Source organism: Clostridium sp. AF02-29 (genome assembly GCF_934835585.1).
Classification (GTDB): Bacteria; Bacillota; Clostridia; order Lachnospirales; family Lachnospiraceae; genus Otoolea; species Otoolea fessa.
This window is the reverse complement of the sequence record NZ_CAKVZK010000002.1, coordinates 78606-101907: the sequence shown is the minus strand read 5'-3', so window position 1 is coordinate 101907 and position 23302 is coordinate 78606. Positions and strand designations below refer to the sequence as shown.

General features: G+C 46.1%; 36 protein-coding genes and 1 riboswitch. All 36 genes read right to left on the bottom strand.

Annotation, left to right across the window (positions count from 1 at the left end; all coding sequences use genetic code 11):
* Window positions 1-131: 131 nt before the first annotated feature.
* The 36 genes from PUQ60_RS01270 to PUQ60_RS01095 all read right to left on the bottom strand — a co-directional run bounded on the left by PUQ60_RS01270 (window position 132) and on the right by PUQ60_RS01095 (window position 22986).
* Window positions 132-800 (bottom strand): hydrolase, encoded by a 669-nt coding sequence (locus PUQ60_RS01270; RefSeq protein ID WP_273381166.1) that lies wholly within the window; start codon window positions 798-800, stop codon window positions 132-134.
* Window positions 801-1007: 207 nt separating this feature from the next.
* A complete protein-coding gene (spo0A, locus tag PUQ60_RS01265) occupies window positions 1008-1814 on the bottom strand; it encodes a sporulation transcription factor Spo0A (RefSeq protein ID WP_022360545.1) in 807 nt (268 codons plus the stop codon).
* A 429-nt stretch (window positions 1815-2243) separates the two neighbouring features.
* Window positions 2244-2319: riboswitch (cyclic di-GMP riboswitch) on the bottom strand.
* Window positions 2320-2534: 215 nt separating this feature from the next.
* Window positions 2535-3842 carry a SpoIVB peptidase gene (gene spoIVB / locus PUQ60_RS01260; protein WP_337955606.1) on the bottom strand — a complete coding sequence of 436 codons (1308 nt, stop codon included), beginning with the start codon at window positions 3840-3842 and terminating at the stop codon, window positions 2535-2537.
* 390 nt (window positions 3843-4232) lie between these two features.
* A complete protein-coding gene (locus tag PUQ60_RS01255) occupies window positions 4233-4769 on the bottom strand; it encodes a L17 family ribosomal protein (RefSeq protein ID WP_022360547.1) in 537 nt (178 codons plus the stop codon).
* A 178-nt stretch (window positions 4770-4947) separates the two neighbouring features.
* On the bottom strand, window positions 4948-5910 hold the full coding sequence (locus tag PUQ60_RS01250; protein ID WP_107000788.1) for a DNA-directed RNA polymerase subunit alpha: 963 nt from the start codon (window positions 5908-5910) through the stop codon (window positions 4948-4950).
* A gap of 126 nt (window positions 5911-6036) precedes the next feature.
* Entirely contained in the window at window positions 6037-6630 is a 594-nt protein-coding gene (rpsD, locus tag PUQ60_RS01245; RefSeq protein WP_022360549.1) for a 30S ribosomal protein S4, read from the bottom strand.
* A gap of 18 nt (window positions 6631-6648) precedes the next feature.
* Window positions 6649-7050: a 30S ribosomal protein S11 gene (gene rpsK / locus PUQ60_RS01240; RefSeq protein WP_022360550.1), complete on the bottom strand. Its 402-nt coding sequence runs from the start codon at window positions 7048-7050 to the stop codon at window positions 6649-6651.
* A gap of 75 nt (window positions 7051-7125) precedes the next feature.
* Window positions 7126-7494, bottom strand: coding sequence for a 30S ribosomal protein S13 (gene rpsM, locus PUQ60_RS01235; protein ID WP_022360551.1), 369 nt, complete (start codon window positions 7492-7494; stop codon window positions 7126-7128).
* A 131-nt stretch (window positions 7495-7625) separates the two neighbouring features.
* The gene (gene rpmJ, locus PUQ60_RS01230; RefSeq protein WP_003497809.1) at window positions 7626-7739 is read right to left on the bottom strand and encodes a 50S ribosomal protein L36; all 114 of its coding nucleotides are present in this window, start codon (window positions 7737-7739) and stop codon (window positions 7626-7628) included.
* Between the two features lie 249 nt (window positions 7740-7988).
* A complete protein-coding gene (gene infA, locus PUQ60_RS01225; RefSeq protein WP_022360552.1) occupies window positions 7989-8207 on the bottom strand; it encodes a translation initiation factor IF-1 in 219 nt (72 codons plus the stop codon).
* Between the two features lies 1 nt (window position 8208).
* On the bottom strand, window positions 8209-8481 hold the full coding sequence (locus tag PUQ60_RS01220) for a hypothetical protein (RefSeq protein ID WP_273417129.1): 273 nt from the start codon (window positions 8479-8481) through the stop codon (window positions 8209-8211).
* A 253-nt stretch (window positions 8482-8734) separates the two neighbouring features.
* The gene (map, locus tag PUQ60_RS01215; RefSeq protein ID WP_273417128.1) at window positions 8735-9484 is read right to left on the bottom strand and encodes a type I methionyl aminopeptidase; all 750 of its coding nucleotides are present in this window, start codon (window positions 9482-9484) and stop codon (window positions 8735-8737) included.
* A 3-nt stretch (window positions 9485-9487) separates the two neighbouring features.
* The gene (locus tag PUQ60_RS01210) at window positions 9488-10132 is read right to left on the bottom strand and encodes an adenylate kinase (protein WP_022360555.1); all 645 of its coding nucleotides are present in this window, start codon (window positions 10130-10132) and stop codon (window positions 9488-9490) included.
* 108 nt (window positions 10133-10240) lie between these two features.
* Window positions 10241-11557: a preprotein translocase subunit SecY gene (gene secY / locus PUQ60_RS01205; protein ID WP_022360556.1), complete on the bottom strand. Its 1317-nt coding sequence runs from the start codon at window positions 11555-11557 to the stop codon at window positions 10241-10243.
* A 1-nt stretch (window position 11558) separates the two neighbouring features.
* The gene (gene rplO / locus PUQ60_RS01200; protein ID WP_022360557.1) at window positions 11559-11999 is read right to left on the bottom strand and encodes a 50S ribosomal protein L15; all 441 of its coding nucleotides are present in this window, start codon (window positions 11997-11999) and stop codon (window positions 11559-11561) included.
* Window positions 12000-12022: 23 nt separating this feature from the next.
* Complete coding sequence (rpmD, locus tag PUQ60_RS01195; RefSeq protein WP_022360558.1) at window positions 12023-12205, bottom strand: 50S ribosomal protein L30; 183 nt, start codon at window positions 12203-12205, stop codon at window positions 12023-12025.
* A 15-nt stretch (window positions 12206-12220) separates the two neighbouring features.
* Complete coding sequence (gene rpsE, locus PUQ60_RS01190) at window positions 12221-12730, bottom strand: 30S ribosomal protein S5 (protein WP_022360559.1); 510 nt, start codon at window positions 12728-12730, stop codon at window positions 12221-12223.
* A 19-nt stretch (window positions 12731-12749) separates the two neighbouring features.
* Window positions 12750-13118, bottom strand: coding sequence for a 50S ribosomal protein L18 (rplR, locus tag PUQ60_RS01185; RefSeq protein ID WP_022360560.1), 369 nt, complete (start codon window positions 13116-13118; stop codon window positions 12750-12752).
* A 17-nt stretch (window positions 13119-13135) separates the two neighbouring features.
* The gene (gene rplF / locus PUQ60_RS01180; protein ID WP_022360561.1) at window positions 13136-13678 is read right to left on the bottom strand and encodes a 50S ribosomal protein L6; all 543 of its coding nucleotides are present in this window, start codon (window positions 13676-13678) and stop codon (window positions 13136-13138) included.
* Window positions 13679-13856: 178 nt separating this feature from the next.
* Window positions 13857-14258: a 30S ribosomal protein S8 gene (gene rpsH, locus PUQ60_RS01175; protein WP_022360562.1), complete on the bottom strand. Its 402-nt coding sequence runs from the start codon at window positions 14256-14258 to the stop codon at window positions 13857-13859.
* Window positions 14259-14459: 201 nt separating this feature from the next.
* Window positions 14460-14645, bottom strand: a complete 186-nt coding sequence (locus PUQ60_RS01170) for a type Z 30S ribosomal protein S14 (RefSeq protein ID WP_022345134.1) — start codon at window positions 14643-14645, stop codon at window positions 14460-14462.
* Between the two features lie 14 nt (window positions 14646-14659).
* Window positions 14660-15199, bottom strand: coding sequence for a 50S ribosomal protein L5 (gene rplE, locus PUQ60_RS01165; RefSeq protein ID WP_022360563.1), 540 nt, complete (start codon window positions 15197-15199; stop codon window positions 14660-14662).
* Window positions 15200-15222: 23 nt separating this feature from the next.
* Window positions 15223-15528, bottom strand: coding sequence for a 50S ribosomal protein L24 (gene rplX / locus PUQ60_RS01160; protein ID WP_022360564.1), 306 nt, complete (start codon window positions 15526-15528; stop codon window positions 15223-15225).
* Between the two features lie 12 nt (window positions 15529-15540).
* On the bottom strand, window positions 15541-15909 hold the full coding sequence (gene rplN / locus PUQ60_RS01155) for a 50S ribosomal protein L14 (protein WP_022360565.1): 369 nt from the start codon (window positions 15907-15909) through the stop codon (window positions 15541-15543).
* Between the two features lie 27 nt (window positions 15910-15936).
* Window positions 15937-16191: a 30S ribosomal protein S17 gene (gene rpsQ / locus PUQ60_RS01150; RefSeq protein ID WP_273401098.1), complete on the bottom strand. Its 255-nt coding sequence runs from the start codon at window positions 16189-16191 to the stop codon at window positions 15937-15939.
* Window positions 16192-16230: 39 nt separating this feature from the next.
* Window positions 16231-16431: a 50S ribosomal protein L29 gene (gene rpmC, locus PUQ60_RS01145; protein WP_022360567.1), complete on the bottom strand. Its 201-nt coding sequence runs from the start codon at window positions 16429-16431 to the stop codon at window positions 16231-16233.
* Window positions 16421-16858, bottom strand: coding sequence for a 50S ribosomal protein L16 (gene rplP, locus PUQ60_RS01140; protein ID WP_022360568.1), 438 nt, complete (start codon window positions 16856-16858; stop codon window positions 16421-16423). The genes rpmC and rplP overlap by 11 nt, the downstream gene beginning before the upstream one ends.
* On the bottom strand, window positions 16858-17514 hold the full coding sequence (gene rpsC, locus PUQ60_RS01135; protein WP_022360569.1) for a 30S ribosomal protein S3: 657 nt from the start codon (window positions 17512-17514) through the stop codon (window positions 16858-16860). The genes rplP and rpsC overlap by 1 nt, the downstream gene beginning before the upstream one ends.
* 12 nt (window positions 17515-17526) lie before the next feature.
* The gene (rplV, locus tag PUQ60_RS01130; protein ID WP_022360570.1) at window positions 17527-17913 is read right to left on the bottom strand and encodes a 50S ribosomal protein L22; all 387 of its coding nucleotides are present in this window, start codon (window positions 17911-17913) and stop codon (window positions 17527-17529) included.
* Window positions 17914-17939: 26 nt separating this feature from the next.
* Complete coding sequence (rpsS, locus tag PUQ60_RS01125) at window positions 17940-18221, bottom strand: 30S ribosomal protein S19 (RefSeq protein WP_022360571.1); 282 nt, start codon at window positions 18219-18221, stop codon at window positions 17940-17942.
* A gap of 14 nt (window positions 18222-18235) precedes the next feature.
* Window positions 18236-19075 (bottom strand): 50S ribosomal protein L2, encoded by an 840-nt coding sequence (gene rplB, locus PUQ60_RS01120; protein WP_022360572.1) that lies wholly within the window; start codon window positions 19073-19075, stop codon window positions 18236-18238.
* Between the two features lie 91 nt (window positions 19076-19166).
* A complete protein-coding gene (gene rplW, locus PUQ60_RS01115; RefSeq protein WP_022360573.1) occupies window positions 19167-19466 on the bottom strand; it encodes a 50S ribosomal protein L23 in 300 nt (99 codons plus the stop codon).
* Complete coding sequence (rplD, locus tag PUQ60_RS01110) at window positions 19466-20086, bottom strand: 50S ribosomal protein L4 (protein ID WP_022360574.1); 621 nt, start codon at window positions 20084-20086, stop codon at window positions 19466-19468. The genes rplW and rplD overlap by 1 nt, the downstream gene beginning before the upstream one ends.
* Window positions 20087-20115: 29 nt before the next feature.
* Entirely contained in the window at window positions 20116-20751 is a 636-nt protein-coding gene (gene rplC, locus PUQ60_RS01105) for a 50S ribosomal protein L3 (protein ID WP_022360575.1), read from the bottom strand.
* Window positions 20752-20856: 105 nt separating this feature from the next.
* Complete coding sequence (rpsJ, locus tag PUQ60_RS01100; RefSeq protein ID WP_022360576.1) at window positions 20857-21174, bottom strand: 30S ribosomal protein S10; 318 nt, start codon at window positions 21172-21174, stop codon at window positions 20857-20859.
* A 423-nt stretch (window positions 21175-21597) separates the two neighbouring features.
* A complete protein-coding gene (locus PUQ60_RS01095) occupies window positions 21598-22986 on the bottom strand; it encodes a cell wall-binding protein (RefSeq protein WP_118471548.1) in 1389 nt (462 codons plus the stop codon).
* Between the last annotated feature and the right edge of the window lie 316 nt (window positions 22987-23302).

The window sequence follows — 23302 nt, the reverse complement described above, 5'->3', positions numbered from 1 at the left end:
ATTTGCAGACTGTATTTTCTGAATTGGATATTTGGCATAGTACCGGATGAATTATAAATTTTACCGCATGAAATAAAAGACGGGGCCGAAAAGAAAATTATGTTTTCTCTTCGGCCCCGCCTTTTGTATAATCAGGGATTGATCTCCCTGTATTTCCTCATCGTCCGCGCAAACAGCTCGCCGTTGGACGGCGGCGTGTACGTGATCGCATTGGCTCCTGCCTCGATCGTCTCCAAAATCGATTCGTTTGTCGGTCCTCCGGTCGCGATAATGGCAACGTCCGGATACTCCTTCCGGATCTCGGCTACCATCGATGCGGTGGCGGCAGCGCCTGATACATTTAAAATATCGGCTCCCGCCTCCAGTTTGCGGCGGACATCCGTGTGAACCGAAGCAATCGTCGCAATGACCGGAATATCGACCACCTGCTTGATCTCCGTGATGACCTCATCCGCGATCGGCGCGTTGACCACTACACCGTAGGCTCCCTGATGTTCTGCCTGAAGCGCCAGACGGACGGAACGCTTTCCTCCGGTCAGACCGCCGCCGACCCCGACAAACACCGGCACATCCGAGATGCTGATGATCGACTGTGAGATAGCTGCCTGCGGAGTAAACGGATAAACTGCGATGATCGCATCCGCGTTGATATTTTTGATGATTGCCACATCCGTTGAGAAGGCGATCGATTTGATACGCTTTCCAAAGATGCGGATTCCTGAACATTCACTGATACAATACGGACACATAATCGTGTGATCCCGCAGGGTTCCATTGTACGCCGGTACTTTTTTTTTCATAGGCAATTCTCCGTTCTTTTAGCTGCTTTCCTGACCTCTCTGTCCAGCTGTTTTATACAGGGGCAGTTTTTCAGTCCTGCATCTTTTATTTCCCCTTTATCTTATCATACACACATTTACCCATGCAATCAGTCACTTTCATAAATGTGTTACAATCGTGTTAAAAAGGCTTACAGCACTTTCGGCTCCAAAAAGCACCGCACGATTTTATACAACCCGCTTATAATCCAGGCAAATCTTATCAACAATCAATGCGATAAATTCCGAATTGGTCGGCTTTCCTTTCCCTGTGCTGACGGTATATCCAAATAGATCATTGATCGTGTCCATCTTGCCGCGGCTCCATGCGACCTCAATCGCGTGGCGGATTGCCCGCTCGACACGGCTTGAAGTGGTCTGGCGCTTCTTGGCGATGGTCGGGTACAGGATTTTCGTCACAGAACCGAGCATTTCTTTATCACTGACTGACAAAATAATCGCATCCCGCAGGTACTGATATCCCTTAATATGAGCCGGAATCCCAATCTCATGCAGAATCTGCGTCACATCGCTCTCCAGATTTTGTCTTTCATACTCCGCCGACACCATATACGGTTCCACCTTCCGGCTGCCCGCCAGGGTCGAAGCGCGGTTCCTGTAATTCTTCAGGCGATGCACCTTGTCTAAGACCGCCTCCTTCGAAAATGGCTTTACTATGTAATAACAGGCGCCCATCCGAAAAGCATCCGCAGTCAGATTCTCGCTGCTCGCAGCTGTAATCATAACAAAGGAAGTGTCAGCTGAACAGTCCTGATTTGTCTTGATGCGCTCCATAACCGAAATTCCATCCATTCCCGGCATCACTACATCCAGAAATACAATATCCGGCTTTGTCTTTACGATCATATTATAGGCATCGGTTCCGTTTTCCGCTTTTCCGACCACCTGAATCTCCTTATCACTTTCCAGTATATTTCCAAGCATATCCAATGCCTGACGATTATCCTCTGCGATCGCAATCTTCATTTCTGCCATAAAATTCTCCTCCTCGGCACCTGTGATGATTAAGATAATTATAAATTCTTTTTTTAACAAGTTTCAACTCGTTTTGATCGCGCAATTCGACACTTGACACTTATTCTGTCTATCAATTCTTTTTGATGCAAAATAAATTACGCAAAATGCAAATTATATATAAGCATATATTGTAGCTGACCGTATCTGTTAAGATTCCGCTATAAACCTTCTGCCGCCCAGCCGCCATACGTTTATCTGACGATCCCTTATCACCGCGTTTTACCGATTCCAGTCGAAAGATAGACAAAATACACGCAATTATAAAACCTCCATGACCGGTTTCCGAACATGGAAATTCCATCTTTGCAGATCGGTTTTCGATAAATTCCAACAAAAAAACAGAGATACACCATAGCCATACAACTATAACATACTCTGTTACCGTGTTAATGCAACTGGCTGCCATTTTACAGGCCCTATAGCTTTGCGTCGCAGCTTTTCAACTGTTTTGCCAAATATATGTAATTTGCTCCATTATATACGCTTTTTTATATTCTGTCAATAAAGAGAGCCAAAACTTTGCACTTTGCATATTACTGTTCAGACACGTGTGCCCAGCAACAGGATTTTGCCGATTCTGCGCATTCCAAATCGGCAAAATCTGCTGCCAGAACTGTATCATATGGAATTTTCAGTCCAGAAAATTCCCACCTGTAAACAGTTACTTTGCATCCAGATTCAATGTCCCAGCATATTCTCCACCAGAATCCCATACCCACGCGTCGAATCCTGAATAAAAACGTGCGTGACTGCTCCGATGAGTTTTCCGTTCTGGATGATGGGGCTACCGCTCATGCCCTGGACGATCCCGCCGGTCAGGGACAGAAGTTCCGGATCGGTTACGCGGATGACCATATCCTTGTTGTGGCGGTTGGAGGAGTGGTCTATTTTCTGAATCTCAATCTCGTAGTCTTTCAATTCCCCGGACACGCTGCTGCGGATGCAGGCACGGCCTTTTTTGACGTCCTGACGGTAACCGATCGGAATTGCAGGGTTCTTTACCCGGCTTAAAAAGCGCGGATTTGCCGTCCCGAAAATGCCCTGATCCGTATTAGCCTCCACACTTCCCAGCCGCGACTGATTTCCATAGTAAATAACGCCCGACATCACGCCCGGCTTTCCGAAACTTCCCTTCTCCACGCCCAGAATCTCCGTATCGTATAGTTCGCCGCCGGAGGTCTGCACCAGAAGTCCCGTGTCGCCGTCGCTGATACCGTGTCCCAGCGCTCCAAACGCGCCGTTAGCACATACATAGGTCATCGTACCGATGCCCTGCGTATCGTCGCGGATCCACAGCCCCAGCTTATAGTCTCCCTCCTGCGTCTGTACCGGCGTCATCTGTACATCCATCGTCTCTCCCTCGCGGCGCACTGAAAGTGTCAGAGCCATATTTCCTGCTTCCTTGACCGCCCGTATCATATCTTTCTTGTCCGTCGCCGGCGTCCCGTTGATTGCCTCGATATAATCTCCAGAACGCAGGATCCCGTCCGCCGGATCTATCACTTCCCCCGTCTGTGCCGTCACCCTTCCGGTTCCAATCACCATCAGTCCATCGGATTTCATGTAAATACCCACCGGCAGCCCACAGGGAACCGCATACTGGACGTCCGACACATCTACCTCGATATCCTTTAATTTCCATATTCCAAAGAGTTTGAGACTTAAACGGTACGTTCCCTCCTGTTCAGAATAGATGGAAAAGGGCTGGTTGAGCTGCAGATGGATCTGGTCGGACGGAATTTTAGAGCTGCCGTTTAGAAGCACCTCCTCGCTCTCACTTTCCAGCAATGCCCGAAACGGCAGCCCAAAGCGAACTTGCTCCTGCCGGTCCACCACCACATTAATGCGGTCGGGAACCGCGTTCTTCACATATTGATAAGACACGCCGGCAAGCGCAATGACCCCCGCACCAAAGATTATCAGCAGAACACGGCGAAGTTTTTCCTTCCGACTTTTTGTTTTCCACATACCAGAGTTTTTTCGCACGGTTTTTCCTCCTTCTACTCCTATGTACCTCCCCCGTTCCGTAGATTCCGCACTGCGGCGAATCTCAACGAAATGCAGATGTACACTCTGTTTGAATCCAAGAACTTGTTCGATAAAATCGTTTAATCCTAGTATGCGGAAAACCGTAAAATTCAGTCTGCTATTTTTGCGCCATTCTTTCTATTTTTTTCATTCAAGTGTTATTAAAACCCTGACTTTTTCTCAAGGTAAATGGAAAACCTGAAAAATTCCTTTCTAACGTCAAAAAACCCGGTTCAGAAGACAGATTTCTCTGTCTCCCAAACCGGGGGTATAAAATCATCTTACGATTCAAAACTTGCGTAAAAGAACGAAGATTTGATACAACTTAAACAAACGAATCTATCTAAATTATACCAGCTCTAACAGAACTTCCATAGCGCCATCGCCCTTACGCTGACCGATCTTAACGATACGGCTGTAACCACCATTGCGGTTAGCGTACTTCGGTGCAAGCTCATCAAACAGCTTAGCCGGCATATCTACCTTCTTAGTGTTTTTCTTCTTGCCTGCTCTTGCAGTCGGAACGTCTGTTACATCGTAGAGAACCTTCAGCATCTGTCTTCTAGCGTGAAGTCTGGAAGCTTTATCTTTCTTGATCTCTTTCTCTACTTCGTCGTAAACGGTAACTTTCTTGCCGTCAACAACTTCTTTTACTCTCTTGCCGTTCTCGTCTTTGCGAGCTACCTTAGCGGTAACTTTAACGGTCTCGAAGTTATCTTTCTCTTTTACTGCCAGAGCGATCAGACCCTCAGCGATCTTCTTCACTTCTTTTGCTCTTGCCTCAGTGGTAACGATCTTGCCGTTGAATAACAGTGCGGTTACCAGGCTGCGCAGCATTGCTTTTCTCTGACTGGAAGTTCTTCCAAGTTTTCTATATCCTGCCATGATTCTTTCTCCTCCATTTGCGGAAGCCGACACTCATGCCCTTTGGACTTACTGAATGTCTGCTATATAAAATATAATTGTTTGATGGTTATGCAGGGACCTGTGCCATTCGGACTTACCCGTCCCCGTATCTGCATGAAAGGGATGCACTGCAAAGCACGTCCACCCACGCGGTATCTTAAGCCTCTTCGCTCGGATTGAGCTGCAGGCCTAATTCTTTCAGTTTTGCAAGAACCTCTTCCAGGGATTTGCGGCCCAGATTTCTGACTTTCATCATATCTTCCGGTGTGCGGTTGCACAGCTCCTCCACTGTATTGATTCCGGCTCTCTTTAAACAGTTGTAAGAACGAACGGATAACTCCAGCTCGTCGATGTTCATCTCAAGCACTTTCTCTTTCTCGTTGTCTTCCTTCTCTACCATAACCTCTGCGGTCTTGGCATTCTCGGAAAGGTCAATGAAGAGGTTCAGATGCTCGCTCAGAACCTTTGCTGCCAGGCTGACAGCTTCGTCTGGTGCCAGCGTTCCATTTGTGTATACATCTAATGTCAGCTTATCATAATCTGTCACCTGACCCACACGGGTGTTCTCAACGGTCATATTGACACGCTCCACCGGTGTGTAGATAGAATCAACAGCCAGAACTCCGATCGGAAGATCTTCACTCTTGTTCTTATCTGCGCTGATGTAGCCGCGGCCCTTCGTGATCGTCAGCTCCATGTAGAATTTGCTGTCCGCGCCGCCGCTTAATGTAGCGATGACCTGGTCCGGATTCAAAATCTCAATGTCAGAATCAGCGTGAATGTCAGCTGCTGTGATGACGCCTTCGCCCTCGAACTCGATATAAGCCGTCTTCGGCTCATTCGTCTCGCTGCTGTTTTTGATCGCCAGACTCTTGATGTTCATGATAATTTCAGTTACATCCTCTTTTACACCAGGGATAGAACTGAACTCATGCAAAACGCCGTCGATTTTCACTTGACTTACTGCTGCACCAGGCAAAGAGGAAAGCATAATTCTTCTTAAAGAATTGCCTAATGTGGTACCATAGCCTCTTTCCAGCGGTTCAACCACAAATTTGCCATATCTTTTGTCTTCGGAAATCTCAGCAATTTCAATTTTTGGTTTTTCAAAATCGAACACGATAGCCCCTCCTTTTGGGAACATTTTTGAGGGTCTGCCATACTCTTGTAGTCTCGGAATCTCCCAAGCAGCTGCCAAAGCAGATACATGGGAGATTCTGGACTAACATAATAGTAATACTTCTTATTATTTGGAGTACAGCTCGACGATAAGCACTTCGTTTACAGGAACGTCAATTTCGTCTCTGCTCGGTAACTCTTTAACAGTACCTTTCAGGTTCTCAGCGTCAACTTCCAGCCATGCCGGTACCATTCTTCCGCCGGTTACCTCAACGATATCTTTATATCTCTGTGAAGATTTGTACTTCTCTTTGATCTCGATTACATCGCCAGCCTTAACTAAGTAGGACGGGATGTTTACGCTCTTGCCGTTTACGAGAACGTGCTTGTGATCTACGATCTGACGTGTCTCTTTTCTTGTACGGCCAAAGCCCATTCTGAATAATACATTATCCAGTCTGCACTCCAGAAGGATCATCAGGTTAGCACCGACCTGACCATTCATTCTGGATGCTTTTGCATAGTAATTTCTAAACGGTTTCTCTAACACACCGTAGATGAATTTTGCTTTCTGCTTTTCTCTCAGCTGGAGTGCATACTCGCTCATCTTTCTGTTGGCTCTCGTTAATTTTCTCGTTGATTTCTTGTCGATTCCTAAATAAACCGGATCAAGGTCAAGAGATCTACATCTTTTAAGTACAGGAACTCTATCTACTGCCACTTTACTTGCACCTCCTAATTAGACTCTTCTACGTTTCGGCGGACGGCATCCGTTATGCGGAACCGGAGTTACGTCCTTAATGCTTGTTACTTCCAGACCACATGCCTGAAGAGCACGGATTGCTGCTTCACGACCTGATCCCGGACCTTTTACCATAACGTCTACAGACTTTAAGCCATGGATAAGAGCTGCCTTCGTTGCAGTTTCTGCAGCCATCTGAGCTGCATATGGAGTAGATTTCCTTGAACCTCTAAATCCCAGACCGCCTGCACTTGCCCAAGATAAGGCATTACCCTGTGCATCTGTTAATGTCACGATTGTGTTGTTAAAAGATGACTGGATGTGCGCCTGTCCGCGTTCAACGTTTTTCTTTACACGCTTTTTTGTCACTTTCTTGCCAGTGGACACTTTTTTAGCCATTTTAAACTAACCTACTTTCTCAAATATTGAATCCTGTTGCTAAACCTAACCTGATTCAGTTTCCTTGTTACTTAATTATTTCTTCTTGTTTGCTACTGTCTTTCTCGGACCCTTACGAGTTCTAGCGTTGGTCTTTGTCTTCTGACCACGAACCGGAAGGCTCTTTCTATGACGGATGCCTCTGTAGCATCCAATCTCCTGCAGTCTCTTGATGTTCATAGCGATCTCTCTTCTCAGATCACCCTCAACCACCTGACTGTCAGCGATGATTGCCGCAAGCTTCTTAACTTCGTCGTCAGTTAAGTCCTTAACACGAGTGTCAGGATTAACTTCAGCTTCGGCCAGGATACGGGCTGCACTTGCTCTACCGATACCGTAGATGTAAGTCAAGCCGATCTCTACGCGTTTCTCTCTTGGTAAATCGACACCTGAAATACGAGCCATGTGTGTAGTACACCTCCATTAGTTTTTCTTACTTCTTCGTTGATAATGTATAAATTTGCTTAAACTACTGAACAACTCATCCGAGTGGTTCATAATAGAAAGCCGCGCGAAAAAATAGGTGCTAAATTAAATTAGCCCTGTCTTTGTTTGTGCTTCGGATTCTCACAGATTACTCTGATACTGCCTTTTCTCTTGATGATCTTGCACTTTTCGCAAATTGGTTTAACCGATGATCTAACCTTCACAGCAATTCTCCTTTCCGTAATAGTCCGTCCAATCTCGGACATACAATTTTTTATAACCTATTGCAGTCCTGTGTCGGACTTACAGGTACAACAGACTCGTTCCATCCCCCTGCCGTGAGAGGACAAAAGGGCGGATCTTACCTGATGCTTCAACAAAGTTCGCTAAAGCATTATAACATTTAAAATCCTATAATGCAAGCGAAATTTACACTTCTCTCAATATTTTTATTGAGAAAAATGGATTGGTCTTTATTTATCTCTCCAAATGATTCTTCCCTTAGAGAGATCGTATGGCGACATTTCCATTGTAACCTTATCGCCCGGCAGAATACGGATGTAGTTCATACGGAGTTTTCCGCTGATCGTAGCAAGTACGATGTGTCCGTTTTCCAGTTCTACCTTAAACATAGCGTTCGGCAGCTTCTCTGCTACTACGCCCTCAATCTCAATTACATCTGCTTTCGACATTCTATATACCTCCCTGCAATGATTTCTGAATGAAATAGCGGATCGCTTCATCCTGGACTGCCGCGCTGTCCGCAAACTGGGCTGCCAGCGCCTCGTCCCATTTGTGGGAGAACTGCACGTGCTTTCTCTTCTTGCGTTTCGGCTTGGCGGCGGTTTTAGTGCGTCCGTCTGCCAGATACACGTAGCGTGCATCTTCTCTGACTATAATATAATAAGTGCCTTTGTCGTGGCCCGCAAGTGAGCGGACCAGACAGCCAGTTCCATATTCCGTCATTCTGATCTCCGTTTCTGTAGACAGGTGTTTCCGCTCCCGCCGCAGGCTTCTCAGATTACAGTTTGTTCGCTTGCCTATTTGCTCACTTAGCTCGCAAACAGGGCAAAAATTCATGCAGATTTGTCTTCGACAAAGAATTTTTGCCATTGCCCGCCTTATTGATCGGCTCGGACATCTGCCTCAAGATGCGTACATACTGTAATCGGAAAGTCTGCTTAGGTATTCGTAAAAACTTCCCCAGCTTACTTCTTCTTTATAAGGAAAGGATCTCAGGTTCGCCCTCTGTAATAAGAATCGTATTTTCATAATGAGCAGCCCAGCCGCCATCTTCCGTCATGACGGTCCAGTCATCATCGAGCCAGACTACTTCGTAGCTGCCCTCGGTAATCATCGGCTCAATCGCGAGCGTCATACCGGGCTGTAAGAGAATTCCTTTTCTTTTTCTTGCAAAATTCGGAATCTCCGGATCCTCATGCAGATGGGAACCGATTCCATGACCAACCAGATCCCTGACAACACCAAAACCGAAACTTTCGGCATATTTCTGGATCGCTACAGAGATGTCATTGAGATGATTGCCAGCTTTGGCAAATTTAATTCCCTCAAAGAAGCTCTGTCTGGTAACTTCAATCAGTTTTTTGGCATCATCGTCGATCTCTCCGATGCCGTAAGTCCGGGCTGCGTCTGAGTGGTATCCTTTGTAGATCACTCCTGCATCCAGACTGACGATGTCTCCCTCATCGAGGAAATGTTCCTTGTGCGGGATTCCATGTACAACCTCATCATTGACAGAGACGCAGATCGATGCGGGATAGCCGTTGTAATTTTTGAACGAGGGAATGCAGCCGTAACTCCGGATGATTTCCTCTCCCATATGATCAATATCCCAGGTGGACATGCCCGGCCGAAGATTCTTCGCCAGTTTCTCATGCGTTTTGGCGAGAATTCTTCCCGCCTCACGCATCAGTTCAATCTCCCTGGGAGATTTTATCGTCACTGCCATGTTTTAAGCTCCCAAAATATCCGTAATGTTCTTGAATACGTCTTCCATGGTCTGTGTACCGTCTACCGTATGAAGAACGCCCTTCTTCTCATAGTACTCGATCAGCGGGTGTGTCTGGTCATGGTATATTTCCAGACGTTTCTGTACAGTCTCCGGCTTGTCATCATCACGAAGCACCAGCTCAGAACCGCACTTGTCGCAGATTCCTTCTTTTTTCGGTGCTGCGAACTGGATGTGGTAGGTAGCGCCGCACTTTAAGCACGCACGGCGTCCTGCCATGCGGTTTACGATGTTTGCATCCGGCACATCTACGTTGAGCGCGAAATCAATCGCCTCGCCGTTTGCTGCCAGCGCCTCTGTCAGACTCTCAGCCTGCGGGATCGTTCTTGGGAATCCATCCAGAATATAGCCGTTCTTGCAGTCAGCCTCATGGATCCGGTCAAGAAGCATGCCGATCGTTACCTCGTCCGGTACTAAAAGCCCCTGATCGATGAACGATTTTGCTTTTTTACCAAGCTCTGTGCCTGCCTTGATATTGGAACGGAAAATATCTCCGGTAGAAATGTGCGGAATGCCGTATTTTTCTGCAATTCTCTGAGCCTGTGTTCCTTTTCCGGCTCCCGGTGCTCCTAACATAACAATCTTCATAATGGTTACAATCTCCCTATATACAACAGAATCGCCTCCAGGCAGGAGCTGTCTCCGGCCACCTCCAGCCGTAAAGTAAGCAAGCTCCCGCCCAGAAAGCGAGTTGTCTTAGTCGTTTAAGAATCCTTTATAGTTGCGAACCAGCATCTGTGATTCGACTGCTTTGATTGTCTCAAGTACTACACCTACGATAATGATAAGAGAAGTACCTCCGAAGGAGAGACGGCTCACTGAGAACAGTCCAGAGACAATAATCGGAACCAGGCAGACAATGATCAGTCCGCAGGCACCAATCAGTATAATATACTCCAGAATTCCATCCAGGTAATCGGATGTTGGCTTTCCTGGACGAATGCCCGGGATGAAGCCGCCGGATTTCTTCATGTTGTTTGCTACTTCAAGCGGGTTGAATGTAATGGATGTGTAGAAATACGCAAACACAATAATCAACGCGATGTAGACAATTAAACCAACTGAATAAGCCGGACGCTCTGGATTAAACCAGGAGCTGGAATTCAGAGCCAGAAGAATCTTTCCTCCAATGGTGTCATAATTAACCTGGAAAAATCCAGCAATTACCACCGGGAAAGACATCAGGGATGAAGCAAAGATAACAGGAATAACACCTGCTGTATTTACTTTTAACGGGATGCTTGTGGACTGACCGCCAACCATCTTACGTCCCTGCATCTTTTTAGAATACTGAACCGGAATTCTCCGCTCTGCATCCTGTAAAATGATAACAAATACAACCATCGCTACGATAACCGCTACGATAATCACGGCTGTTACAACTGCAACCGCCACGATCTTGCCCTGCAGGAAACGCTCATAGAGCGTAATCATATCGCTTGGCATGGTTGAAATGATATTGAACAGAAGCACGATAGAAATACCGTTTCCGACGCCGTTCTCGGTGATTCGCTCACCGATCCACATCAGCATGGCACTTCCGGCTGTCATTGTCACAATAGCGACAATCACATTCAGGGCAGTAAACTCAACTAAAAGTCCCTTACCGCCGAAACCGATCGACATAGCGACGGACTGCATCAGCGCCAGTGCAACCGTAAGGTAACGCGTATATTCCGCAATCTTCTTTCTTCCGTCCTCGCCCTCCTGCTGCATTTCCTCTAATTTCGGAATTGCAATTGTCAGAAGCTGCATGATAATGGAAGAAGTGATGTACGGGGTAATACTCAATGCGAATACCGACATGTTCGTGAACGAACCGCCGGTAATCGTATTGAAGAAACCAAACGCATCATTGGACTGTCTTGTAAACAGTTCCTGGAAAAATGTTGTATTAACTCCGGGAATCGGCAGCTGCGATCCGATACGGGTCACAACCAGCATAAAGAACGTATAGAGGAGTTTTTCTCTGACCTCTTTTATCTTAAATGCATTCTGGAGCGTTTTTAACATATTAGATCACCTCGCAGGTTCCGCCAACGGCCTCGATCTTAGCTTTCGCGCCTTCACTTACCGCATCAACCTTTACGTTCAGCTTTTTGGTCAGCTCGCCATTGCCGAGGATCTTAACGCCGTCACGCGGGTTCTTTACGATGCCTGCTTCGATTAATGTTTCAACCGTAACAACTGTGTCGTTCTCGAATCTCTCAAGAGCGCTTACGTTGATACCAACGATGGTTTTAGAATTTCTGTTTGTGAAGCCTCTCTTCGGGAGACGTCTATATAACGGCATCTGACCGCCTTCAAATCCTGGTCTCGGAGCGCCGGAACGAGCTTTCTGTCCCTTATGTCCCTTACCAGCAGTCTTACCGTTGCCTGATGCGTGACCACGACCTCTTCTGAAGCTGTCGCTGTGCTTAGAGCCTACCGCCGGCTTTAAATTGGATAAATCCATGACTGCACCTCCTTGCAAATATCTTAGATTTCCTCTACTTTAACTAAATGTCTAACATTCTGGATCATGCCTCTGATAGCGGCGTTGTCCGGCTGCTCAACTGTCTTGCCAGTCTTGTTTAAACCAAGAGCTGCAACCGTTGCTTTCTGCTTCGGGATAGCGCCAATAGGAGACTTAACCAATGTGATTTTTAATTTCTCTGCCATTTTTATCTCCTCCTATTAGTTCAGAATTTCTTCTACAGACTTACCGCGAAGTTTTGCAACCTCTTCCGGAGTCTTTAAAGAACCTAAGCCTGCCAGGGTAGCAAGAACTACGTTTGCCTTGTTGTTGGAACCAAGGGATTTTGTACGGATGTTCTTGTAACCAGCCAAATCCAGTACGGCACGAGCCGGACCACCAGCGATAATACCGGTACCTTCCGGAGCCTTCTTCAGAAGTACGTTAGCGCTTCCGAATTTGCCGAGGAAATCGTGCGGGATGCTATTGTTCTCATCGAACGGAACCTCCATCAGGTTTCTGGCAGCTGCCTCTTTGCCCTTGCGGATTGCTTCCGGAACCTCAGCAGCTTTTCCCATACCAGCACCAACGTGGCCGTTTTTATCTCCAACTACTACTAAAGCGGAAAAACGCATTGTACGTCCGCCCTTAACGGTCTTGGATACACGTTTGATTGCCACTACAGTATCCTCTAACTCGAACTGGTTGGCATCAATTTTTGTACGTTTCATGTGTATGTTCTCCTTCCTACTAGAATTCCAGACCAGCCTCGCGGGCTGCATCTGCTAATGCCTGAACTTTTCCGTGGTAAATAAATCCGCCTCTATCGAAGACAACTTCTTTAATACCTTTTTCAAGCGCTCTCTTAGCGATTACAGTTCCAACGTGAGCTGCTGCTGCAACATCGTTCGTCTTCTCCAGTTCAGCTTTAACTTCCTTCTCGGCAGTGGAAGCTGCTACTAAAGTTTTTCCAACTGTATCATCAATGATCTGAGCATACATATGATTATTACTTCTAAACACTGCTAAACGCGGTCTCTCGGCTGTGCCAGAAAAACGGTTGCGTAATCTAACGTGTTTTTTAACGCGAATTTCGCTTCTTGACTGTTTGCTAACCATCTTCACACTCTCCTTAATTATTTCTTACCAGTCTTACCAACTTTACGTCTGATAACCTCATCGGCATACTTAATACCTTTGCCCTTGTACGGCTCAGGTCTTCTCTTATCCCGAATCTCAGCTGCATACTGGCCAACTTTTTCTTTGCTGATACCTTTAACAGTGATCTTGTTCTGTCCTTCCAGAACAGTCTCAATGCCTTCCGGATCTTCCATCTCTACCGGATGGGAGTAACCAAGGCTGAGAACCAGTTTCTTGCCCTGCTTCGCTGCTCTGTAACCAACACCGTTAACTTCCAGCACTTTCTCATAGCCTTCTGTTACACCATGAATCATGTTGTTAATTAAGGTTCTTGTCAGACCGTGTAAAGATTTCATTTTCTTTAAGTCGTTCGGTCTGGTAACTACGATATGACCATCCTCTTCTTTGATGTTCATCTCAACCGGGAGTTCTCTCTCAAGAGTTCCCTTCGGACCTTTTACAGTCACTAAATTGTTCTCTGCGATTGTTACGGTTACGCCCGCCGGAATCGCAACTGGCATTCTTCCGATACGTGACATGCCTTTTACCTCCTACTTAGATTTTCGGAGAAGCCTGAGCGGCTTCTCTGTTTTCAGTTGTATCTATAATGTTTCGTCCACTCGACTAAGTTCGTCTATCGTCTTCGACTCTGACTCACTAAGTCTCGGGACGGGCTTTCGCACTAAACTCGAAAAGACCTCGTAAAGTGCTCAATGCCTACCAAACAAATGCAAGAACTTCTCCGCCTACGCCGAGTTCTCTTGCCTGCTTGTCAGTGATAACGCCCTGGTTGGTGGAGATGATAGCTACACCTAAACCGCCCAGTACCTTCGGCATATCTTCCTTGTTTGCGTAGATACGCAGACCCGGTTTGGAAATTCTCTTGATGCCGGAGATGATTTTCTCGTTTTTGTCTTTACCGTACTTTAAGGTAATACGGATAGTCTTGAAATTGCCGTCCTCAACAACGTCATATTTCTTGATGAAACCTTCCTTTACCAGGATGTCAGCGATTGCTAATTTCATCTTGGAAGACGGAACATCTACTGTATCATGTTTTGCAGTGTTAGCATTACGGATTCTTGTAAGCATATCTGCAATCGGATCGCTCATTGTCATTTTGAGTGTGCCTCCTTATAATTTGACTACCACTTACTGTAAGTGGGTTTCGGTGGGGTGTGGGAACACTAGGATGTGTCCTCTATAATATAGGCATCGTCCACTCGACTAAGCTCGTCTATCGTCTTCGACTTTGACTCACTAAGTCTCGGGACGGGCTTTCGCACTAGATTCGAAACTACCTCATCAAGTGCTCAATGCCTACCAGCTTGCTTTCTTTACGCCCGGAATTTCGCCCTTGTAAGCTAATTCACGGAAGCAAACTCTGCAGATGCCGTATTTTCTTAAATATGCATGCGGACGACCGCAGATTCTGCAGCGGTTATATTCTCTGGTGGAGAATTTTGCCGGACGCTGCTGTTTAATCTTCATTGAAGTTTTAGCCATGATAAATCCTCCTATTATTTAGCAAATGGCATGTTGAACTGAGTTAACAGCTCACGTGCTTCTTCGTCGGTCTTAGCAGTGGTAACGAAGATGATATCCATACCTCTTACCTTATCTACTTTATCGTACTCGATCTCCGGGAAGATAAGCTGCTCTTTGATACCCAGAGCGTAGTTGCCTCTGCCGTCAAATGCGTTCGGATTTACACCGCGGAAGTCTCTTACTCGCGGAAGAGCCAGGTTGATCAGACGATCAGCGAACTCATACATCTTCTCGCCACGCAGGGTAACTTTACAGCCGATAGCCATACCCTCTCTAAGTTTGAAGTTAGCGACTGATTTTTTCGCTTTTGTAAGAACTGCCTTCTGGCCAGTGATGATTTCCATATCTCTTACAGCAGAGTCCAGAACTTTAGCATTTTCTTTTGCCTCGCCAACGCCCATGTTGATAACAATCTTGTCCAGCTTCGGCACTTCCATGATATTTTTATATCCGAATTTTTTGATCATAGCGTCTACGATTTCGCTCTGATACATTTCTTTTAATCTAGCCAATTTTAACGTTCCTCCTCTCTGTATTAGTCAATTACTTTACCGGTTGCCTTAGCAACACGGACTTTCTTGCCGTCTTCTACTTTGAAGCCAACTCTCGTAGCCTTGCCGTCCACTACCAGCATAACGTTGGAAATGTCAAGCGCGCCTTCCTGATGGATGATGCCGCCCTGCTGATTAGCTGCAGACGGTTTGGTATGCTTTGTTACCATGTTGCATCCCTCAACCAGGACTGTATTCTTCTTTACATTAACGGAAAGAACTTTTCCGGTTTTGTCTTTGTCTTTACCTGTGATAACCTTTACCAGGTCGCCTTTTTTAATTTTATGCACAGCTGACACCTCCTACAGTACTTCCGGAGCCAGGGAAACAATCTTCATAAACTGTTTCTCACGAAGCTCTCTGGCAACCGGCCCAAAAATACGGGTTCCTCTCGGGTTCTTGTCGTCTTTGATGATAACGGCTGCGTTCTCATCAAATTTGATATAGGAACCGTCTTTACGGCGTGCGCCCTTAACGGTACGTACAACAACGGCCTTCACTACATCGCCTTTCTTTACAACACCGCCTGGTGTTGCATCTTTAACGCTGGCAACGATTACATCGCCAATATTTGCATATCTTCTAGTAGAGCCGCCCATAACGCGGATACAGAGTAATTCTTTCGCACCGGTATTGTCGGCAACCTTTAATCTGGTCTCCTGCTGAATCATGCCCAATACTCCTTTCTGATTTAGAAATTATCTCGCTTTCTCGATAATTTCGACGAGTCTCCATCTCTTATCCTTGGATAACGGTCTTGTTTCCATTACCTTTACAGTATCACCGATACCGCACTCGTTGTTCTCGTCGTGTGCTTTTAATTTATAAGTCTTCTTAACAATCTTACCGATTAAAGGATGTTTTACGTGGTTTTCGATAGCAACTACGATTGTTTTGTCCATCTTGTTGCTTACTACCTTACCGGTACGTGTTTTTCTAAGATTTCTTTCCACGGTAGATATCTCCTTTCCTATTTTAGGAATCTATGATAATTAGTTCGCTTTCTCTGTAATAACAGTCTGAATACGAGCGATGTTTCTGCGAACCTCTTTAATTCTGCTTGTATTATCCAGCTGGTTGGTAGCGTTCTGGAATCTTAAGTTGAAGAGTTCCTTCTTAGCAGCTACTAATTCTTCGTTTAATTCTGCAGATGTCTTAGCTTTTAAATCTTCTACATACTTATTAATTTTCACTGTTATCACCGCCTTCTAAATCTGCTTTAGAAGCAATCTTGCACTTGCACGGAAGTTTGTGCATAGCAAGACGAAGCGCTTCTCTCGCTGTCTCCTCTGGTACACCCGCGATCTCGAACATTACGCGGCCTGGTTTTACTACTGCTACCCAGTACTCAAGTGCGCCTTTACCGGAACCCATACGAGTCTCAGCCGGTTTAGCAGTTACTGGTTTATCCGGGAAAATCTTAATCCAAACTTTACCACCACGTTTGATGTAACGGGTCATGGCAACACGGGCTGCCTCGATCTGGTTGGATTTGATCCAGCACGGTTCTGTAGCGACTAAACCGTACTCACCGTAGTTGATTACATTTCCTCTAAGCGCCTTGCCGGCCATGGTACCACGGAACTGTTTACGACGCTTTACTCTTTTCGGCATTAACATTATTTATCGCTCCCTTCCTTATTTCCTTTCGCAGGAAGTACCTCGCCTTTGTAGATCCAAACCTTAACACCGGTCTTGCCGTATGTTGTGTTTGCCTCAGCGAAACCGTAGTCAATATCTGCTCTTAATGTCTGAAGCGGGATAGTGCCCTCGCTGTAGAACTCTGTACGAGCCATATCAGCACCGCCAAGACGTCCGGATACGGAAGCCTTGATACCCTTAGCTCCAGCCTTCATGGTTCTGCCCATAGCGGACTTCATCGCACGACGGAAGGAAATACGGTTCTCAAGCTGCTGAGCGATGTTCTCTGCAACGAGCTGAGCGTCTCTGTCTGGTCTCTTAACTTCTTTGATGTCTACAAAAACTTTCTTGTCAGTTAATTTCTGAACCTGAGCTTTTGTCTTCTCGATCTCTGCGCCGCCTTTACCGATAACAACGCCCGGTTTAGCAGTGTAAAGAATGATTTTTACTTTATCAGAAGCGCGCTCGATTTCGATTTTGGAAACACCGGCGCTGTATAATTTCTTCTTAAGGAAGGTTCTGATTTTGTGATCCTCTACCAGGTTATCTGCAAAATCAGCTTCCGCATACCATCTGGAATCCCAGTCTTTAATAACACCGACTCTTAAGCCGTGCGGATTAACTTTCTGTCCCATAATTGCCTCCTCTTATTTCTCATCAAGCACGATTGTGATGTGGCTCATTCTCTTTTCGATTCTGTAAGCGCGGCCCTGTGCTCTCGGTTTTACTCTCTTCATTGTCGGTCCCTTGTTAGCGAAGCATTCTGCAACGTACAGGTTCTCCGGATTCATCTGGTTGTTGTTCTCTGCGTTAGCAACAGCAGACTCGAGTAATTTTTTAATTAAAGTAGAAGCATATCTAGGATTGTATGTTACAATACCAAGCGCTGTCTTCACATCTTTGCCTCTGATGGCATCTAATACGAAGCATGCTTTCTGAACGGATACTCTGGCGTAAGACAGCTTAGCCGACGGTCTCGTATCCTTATTAGCATTTCTTTCTCTTTTAATCTGGGATCTATGTCCTTTAGCCATTGGTGAAACCTCCTTTCAAGCGTAACTTACTTACGTCCTGCTTTCTTCTCGTCTTTTCCGTGGCCTCTGTAAGTTCTAGTGGCTACGAACTCACCGAGTTTATGTCCAACCATGTCCTCTGTCACGTATACCGGAACATGTTTTCTACCATCGTGAACTGCGATTGTATGTCCAACCATCTGCGGGAAGATTGTGGAACGGCGGGACCAGGTTTTGATAACCTGTTTCTGTCCTGCTGCGTTCATCTCATCTACTTTCTTTAAAAGATGAGCATCTGCAAATGGTCCTTTTTTTAATGAACGACCCATTAGTATACCTCCTATTACTGTTTACCGTTTCTTCTTCTTACGATTAACTTATTAGACTGTTTGTTTTTCTTTCTGGTCTTCAGGCCGAGTGCCGGTTTGCCCCAAGGTGTGCAAGGACCTGGACGACCGATACTGGTCTTGCCCTCACCACCACCATGCGGATGGTCATTCGGGTTCATAACAGAACCGCGGACAGTCGGACGAATACCCATGTGACGTTTTCTACCAGCCTTACCGATATTGATCAGGTTGTGGTCGCCGTTGCCAACTACACCGATAGTAGCGCGGCAGCTGATCGGAACCATTCTCATCTCTCCGGACGGTAATCTAAGGGTTGCATATTTGCCTTCTTTAGCCATTAACTGAGCAGAGTTACCAGCGGAACGAACCAGCTGACCACCCTTGCCCGGAAGAAGCTCGATGTTGTGAATCTGTGCACCAACCGGGATTTCAGAAAGCGGTAAGCAGTTACCAACTTTTGCCTCAGCCTCTGCACCGCTCATAACCTTCTGTCCAACCTGTAAACCAGCCGGAGCAAGGATATAAGCTTTCTCGCCGTCTGCGTAGCAGATCAGAGCGATGTTTGCTGTACGGTTCGGATCGTACTCGATACCAAGTACGGTTGCTGCGATACCGTCTTTTGCATTTCTCTTGAAGTCGATGATTCTATATTTTCTTCTGGAACCGCCGCCTCTGTGACGAACGGTGATTTTACCCTGGTTGTTACGACCTGCGTTCTTCTTTAAAGAAACTACTAAGGATTTCTCCGGTGTGGATTTTGTAATCTCAGAGAAATCAGAGCCGGTCATATGTCTTCTGGAAGGTGTATATGGGCTGTAAGATTTAATTCCCATGACTTTGACTCCTTTCGTTCAACGCCTCCTGGCGTTTCTTCATGTTTTTCACGACATAGTGTTCGTCGTATAATTGTCTATTGAGGATGAATTATAAACCAGCGAAGATCTCGATCTCTTTGCTGTCCTCGGTCAGCTGAACGATAGCTTTCTTTGTTGCAGCTGTCTTACCGAATGTCATGCCTCTTCTCTTTGTCTTGCCGTCCATGTTCATGGTGTTGACACTCTTAACTTTGGTGCCCGGGAACATCTTCTCAACGGCTTCTTTGATCATAGTTTTGTTTGCCTCGGTGTGTACCAGGAAGGTGTATTTCTTGTCTGTCATAGCATTCATACTCTTCTCAGTTACAACCGGTTTGAGGATTACGTCATAGTACTGTACGTTTGCCATTATGCATATACCTCCTCGATAGAAGCTACAGCAGCCTTGGTTGCTACTACTGTGTTGTATTTCAGGATATCGTAAACGTTGATGGTGCTTACGGAAGCAGTCTTAACGTCTGCCACGTTTCTAGCGGATAATACAGCCTTGTCACAAGCCTCATCCAGAACAACTAAAGCTTTGTTTACTTTCAGGTTGTTCATAACCTCAACAAATTTCTTTGTCTTGATCTCGTCGAAGTTCATAGCCTCAACTACGATGAACTTGTTCTCGTTTACACGGCTTGTCAGAGCAGATTTAAGAGCAGCTCTCTTCTCTTTCTTATTTAAACGGATTGTATAATCACGTGGTGTCGGAGCGAATACTACGCCGCCGCCCGTCCACTGCGGAGCTCTTGTTGAACCCTGTCTTGCATGTCCGGTACCTTTCTGTCTCCACGGTTTCTTACCACCGCCGGAAACTTCGGAACGGGTTTTTGCTTTCTGAGTTCCCTGACGTTTGTTAGCAAGCTGTGCTACAACTGCCATGTGAACCAGATGTTCATTTACTTCTACACCGAATACAGCATCATTCAGTTCTAATGTGCCAACTTCGTTGCCTTCTAAATTGAAAACAGATACGTTTGCCATCTGTATGTTCCTCCTTTCCCGTAAAAGCCTTATCTAGCGACCTTTACTGTCTCTTTGATTGTTACTAAGGATTTCTTCGGTCCCGGTACAGAGCCTTTAACAAGGAGTAAGTTGTTCTCAGTATCAACCTTAACAACCTCCAGGTTCTGAACAGTTACTTTTACGCTGCCCATGTGACCCGGCATTCCTTTGCCCTTAAATACGCGTCCCGGTGTGGTTGCAGAACCGTTGGAACCCTGATGACGATGGAACTTGGAACCGTGAGCCATCGGTCCTCTGTGCTGGCCGTGTCTCTTGATGGCACCCTGGAAACCTTTACCTTTGGAAATAGCAGTTGCATCAATTTTATCGCCTGCTGCGAAGATGTCTGCCTTGATTTCGTCTTTTACAGAATACTCTTCAGCATTCTCTAAGCGGAACTCTCTTACATATCTCTTGTAAGCAACGCCTGCCTTGTCAAAATGACCCTTAACCGGCTTTGTCACAAGTTTTTCTCTCTTGTCTACAAAACCAACCTGTACTGCTTTGTAGCCATCGTTCTCTTCTGTCTTAACCTGTGTAACAACACACGGTCCAGCCTGAAGAACGGTTACTGGAGTTAAAACTCCGTCTTCGTTGAAGATTTGAGTCATTCCGACTTTGGTAGCTAAAATCGCTTTCTTCATTAATCTGACCTCCTGTTTTTCTACAGCGGAACGCGTTCGTCAAACTCCCGCGTTCATCCTAGAACTGTCCAGATGTCTCTATCTAAACTAGTATAGGATTCTTAATTATTTGTTTTTCATCTTTACGTTGATGGACACGCCAGCCGGCATTTCCAGTCTCTGCAGTGCATCAACTGTCTTCTGGCTCGGAGCAATGATATCGATGAGTCTCTTATGAGTTCTCTGCTCGAACTGCTCTCTGGAATCTTTGTACTTATGAACTGCTCGCAGAATGGTTACTACCTCTTTCTTAGTTGGCAGCGGCACCGGTCCACTCACCTTTGATCCGTTTTTCTTTACAGTCTCAATGATTTTTGCAGCGGATGTATCTACCAGCTGATGATCATAAGCTTTCAGTGTGATTCTCATTACTTGACTTGCCATAAAAAAAGTCGCCTCCTTTTCGTACTATTAAGCACGACAAGCGGTGACTGTACACATACCCGTGTGTGTCCTCGCAGTCCACACACCAAATCCGTCATTTGTCTTCAGGATACTCTATTCTTGTACAGTGACTTGTCGCCAGTTTCCTAACTTGACATTCGCTCCGCGGAATAACCTGCTTATCATAAGCAGCAACCTCTCGTTTCATCGCTATCATGCCACAGCTTCGTTATAATAACACAGCTTTCTGGGAAATGCAAGTGTTTTTTTAAGAAAAAATCTATATTTTTCAAGAAAAAACAGGAGTTTCTTCTTCCGGTGGGTAATTACACCTTTTATATAGAAGAAACTCCTGTTTATCCACAAGAATATATTTCCATGCAGAAATTTTATCTCAGTCGAGAAGACTCCCAGCTTTTTTAATTAATCCTCCCAATACGTCGGTTCCACCGGGGTTCTAGCCTCGTCGCTGCCATCGTCGCTTGTGCCGTCCACCTCTGTGACAACACCCGCAGAGCTTGTCTTAAACTTTGTGCCGTTCGCATCCTTCACGGTGCTGGATTTCACTACCTTGCCGCTCGTCGTTACCAGATAGTTTTTGTCATTGACTTCAATGACTTCATACTTGGTACCGCTGTCTGCCTTCTGAAGCTTACCCATGTAGTACAGGAATCCATCCTCCACACCTGAGTAGCCGCGTCCAGCCTTGTTGCCGCTGTCAGCGAAATAGAACTGTCCGGTCGTTCCGTCGCCCTCTACTACATTTCCCTTGCCTTTTACGACTGAGCTGGTCGCCTTGTCCGCGCCGAAGAAATAGCAGGCATACTGACCGCTCGTTCCTACCTCCAGACGTCTCAGACCATAGACCGGGTTGCCCTTCTCATTAAATAAGTAGGTAATATTGTTGATGCGGACCAGGTTGCTCGTCGAAGCGTCAGAAATCTTCGGACCCACCTTCGGCTCGCCGTTGCTTGAAAAATAATACCACTGTACATCGCTGCCGAGATCCAGATTGTAATCATCATCCTCCGGCGGAGTCGTGGAGAGCCAGCCAGTCTGTACCTGACCGTTGCTCTGATAATAACGGTAATTTGCAAATCCAGAGGAATTTCCCATATCGACCCAGCCGGTCTGCATCGCTCCGTTTTCGTCGAAGCAGTAGTAGGTTCCGTCAATCTTATACTGTTTATATTTGGCACCGCCTAAAGAAGGCACATATTTCTTTCCTGAACTCTGAAAGTAGTACCAATGATGATCCTCATCGTCGTCGCCGGGTTTCACTTCATCATCGTCCTTTTTGGTATCATCCGGATCTTCCAGATATGCCCAGCCGATCTGCATGACACCATCTGCATTCGTGTAGTAGGTGTCATCATCCACCCAGCCGGTCTGCATCGCTCCATCACCGTCGAAGTAATAGTACTTGCCGCCGATCTTGGACCAGCCGTCGGATACCATCTTTCCGCTGGTGGAGAAATAGTACCAGACCGTCGTAGCGGAAGTCTCGTTCCATGCCGGATTGCGCTTCGGCAATTTCAGCCACTTGTCAGTCGCCATGATGCCGGTACTCTCGACAAAGTATTCGTCGTCCACCCAGCAGTTCGACGCGATGTTGCCCTGGGAATCGAGATAGCGCCAGAGATTGTCTGCGCCCTTCTTCCAGGTATTCGTCACCTTATTGCCATTGTTGTCCACATATATCCAGCTGTTTCCAGACTGCTGCCAGCCTTCTGCCGCGTAAGATGTCAGGGTCGCCGCCCCTATCATCAGCGCTGCGGAAAGGACGCAGACTGCCAGTTTCTGTTTCTTCATATACAAGCCCTCCCAGTTCACGATTGATAACGTCTATTCTCCCACCTGCTGCGCATTCGCACACTTCCCGTCGTGTGGAGACCGCATCAGATGCTTATAACGCCTTGTTTTGTTCCAGATACGTGCAATCTATCATTTACCTAATATACATTTTAACAGGAGATGTAGGAATCTTCAAGGAGATTTATCTTTCAATTTATTTACTTTTTTGGCAGGAAGCCGTTCAAAAGGTTTGACACGCCAATCAATGACCGATATAATTAGGTATGCATTTCAACTGAACCGTTTTCCGGTCAGACAGACTGCGTTTTGGTTA

Excerpts from the sequence above, each read along its gene's own strand:
- rpsC (WP_022360569.1), bottom strand. The coding sequence starts at position 17,514 with ATGGGACAGAAAGTTAATCCGCACGGCTTAAGAGTCGGTGTTATTAAA.
- rpmD (WP_022360558.1), bottom strand. The coding sequence starts at position 12,205 with ATGGCAGAGAAATTAAAAATCACATTGGTTAAGTCTCCTATTGGCGCT.
- PUQ60_RS01270 (WP_273381166.1), bottom strand. The coding sequence starts at position 800 with ATGAAAAAAAAAGTACCGGCGTACAATGGAACCCTGCGGGATCACACG.
- infA (WP_022360552.1), bottom strand. The coding sequence starts at position 8,207 with ATGTCGAAAGCAGATGTAATTGAGATTGAGGGCGTAGTAGCAGAGAAG.
- map (WP_273417128.1), bottom strand. The coding sequence starts at position 9,484 with ATGGCAGTGACGATAAAATCTCCCAGGGAGATTGAACTGATGCGTGAG.
- rpsK (WP_022360550.1), bottom strand. The coding sequence starts at position 7,050 with ATGGCTAAAAAAGTGTCCACTGGCAAGAAAGTGACAAAAAAGCGTGTA.
- rplV (WP_022360570.1), bottom strand. The coding sequence starts at position 17,913 with ATGGCTAAAGGACATAGATCCCAGATTAAAAGAGAAAGAAATGCTAAT.
- rplP (WP_022360568.1), bottom strand. The coding sequence starts at position 16,858 with ATGTTAATGCCGAAAAGAGTAAAGCGTCGTAAACAGTTCCGTGGTACC.
- secY (WP_022360556.1), bottom strand. The coding sequence starts at position 11,557 with ATGTTAAAAACGCTCCAGAATGCATTTAAGATAAAAGAGGTCAGAGAA.
- rplR (WP_022360560.1), bottom strand. The coding sequence starts at position 13,118 with ATGGTTAGCAAACAGTCAAGAAGCGAAATTCGCGTTAAAAAACACGTT.
- rplC (WP_022360575.1), bottom strand. The coding sequence starts at position 20,751 with ATGAAGAAAGCGATTTTAGCTACCAAAGTCGGAATGACTCAAATCTTC.
- rplO (WP_022360557.1), bottom strand. The coding sequence starts at position 11,999 with ATGGATTTATCCAATTTAAAGCCGGCGGTAGGCTCTAAGCACAGCGAC.
- rpsJ (WP_022360576.1), bottom strand. The coding sequence starts at position 21,174 with ATGGCAAGTCAAGTAATGAGAATCACACTGAAAGCTTATGATCATCAG.
- PUQ60_RS01255 (WP_022360547.1), bottom strand. The coding sequence starts at position 4,769 with ATGGCAGGATATAGAAAACTTGGAAGAACTTCCAGTCAGAGAAAAGCA.
- PUQ60_RS01210 (WP_022360555.1), bottom strand. The coding sequence starts at position 10,132 with ATGAAGATTGTTATGTTAGGAGCACCGGGAGCCGGAAAAGGAACACAG.
- PUQ60_RS01170 (WP_022345134.1), bottom strand. The coding sequence starts at position 14,645 with ATGGCTAAAACTTCAATGAAGATTAAACAGCAGCGTCCGGCAAAATTC.
- rplF (WP_022360561.1), bottom strand. The coding sequence starts at position 13,678 with ATGTCACGTATCGGAAGAATGCCAGTTGCGATTCCGGCGGGCGTAACC.
- rplN (WP_022360565.1), bottom strand. The coding sequence starts at position 15,909 with ATGATTCAGCAGGAGACCAGATTAAAGGTTGCCGACAATACCGGTGCG.
- spo0A (WP_022360545.1), bottom strand. The coding sequence starts at position 1,814 with ATGGCAGAAATGAAGATTGCGATCGCAGAGGATAATCGTCAGGCATTG.
- PUQ60_RS01095 (WP_118471548.1), bottom strand. The coding sequence starts at position 22,986 with ATGAAGAAACAGAAACTGGCAGTCTGCGTCCTTTCCGCAGCGCTGATG.
- rpsS (WP_022360571.1), bottom strand. The coding sequence starts at position 18,221 with ATGGGTCGTTCATTAAAAAAAGGACCATTTGCAGATGCTCATCTTTTA.
- rplW (WP_022360573.1), bottom strand. The coding sequence starts at position 19,466 with ATGGCAAACGTACAGTACTATGACGTAATCCTCAAACCGGTTGTAACT.
- rplB (WP_022360572.1), bottom strand. The coding sequence starts at position 19,075 with ATGGGAATTAAATCTTACAGCCCATATACACCTTCCAGAAGACATATG.
- PUQ60_RS01220 (WP_273417129.1), bottom strand. The coding sequence starts at position 8,481 with ATGACGGAATATGGAACTGGCTGTCTGGTCCGCTCACTTGCGGGCCAC.
- rpsM (WP_022360551.1), bottom strand. The coding sequence starts at position 7,494 with ATGGCTCGTATTTCAGGTGTCGATTTACCAAGAGAGAAACGCGTAGAG.
- rplD (WP_022360574.1), bottom strand. The coding sequence starts at position 20,086 with ATGGCAAACGTATCTGTTTTCAATTTAGAAGGCAACGAAGTTGGCACA.
- rpsE (WP_022360559.1), bottom strand. The coding sequence starts at position 12,730 with ATGAAACGTACAAAAATTGATGCCAACCAGTTCGAGTTAGAGGATACT.
- rpsH (WP_022360562.1), bottom strand. The coding sequence starts at position 14,258 with ATGACAATGAGCGATCCGATTGCAGATATGCTTACAAGAATCCGTAAT.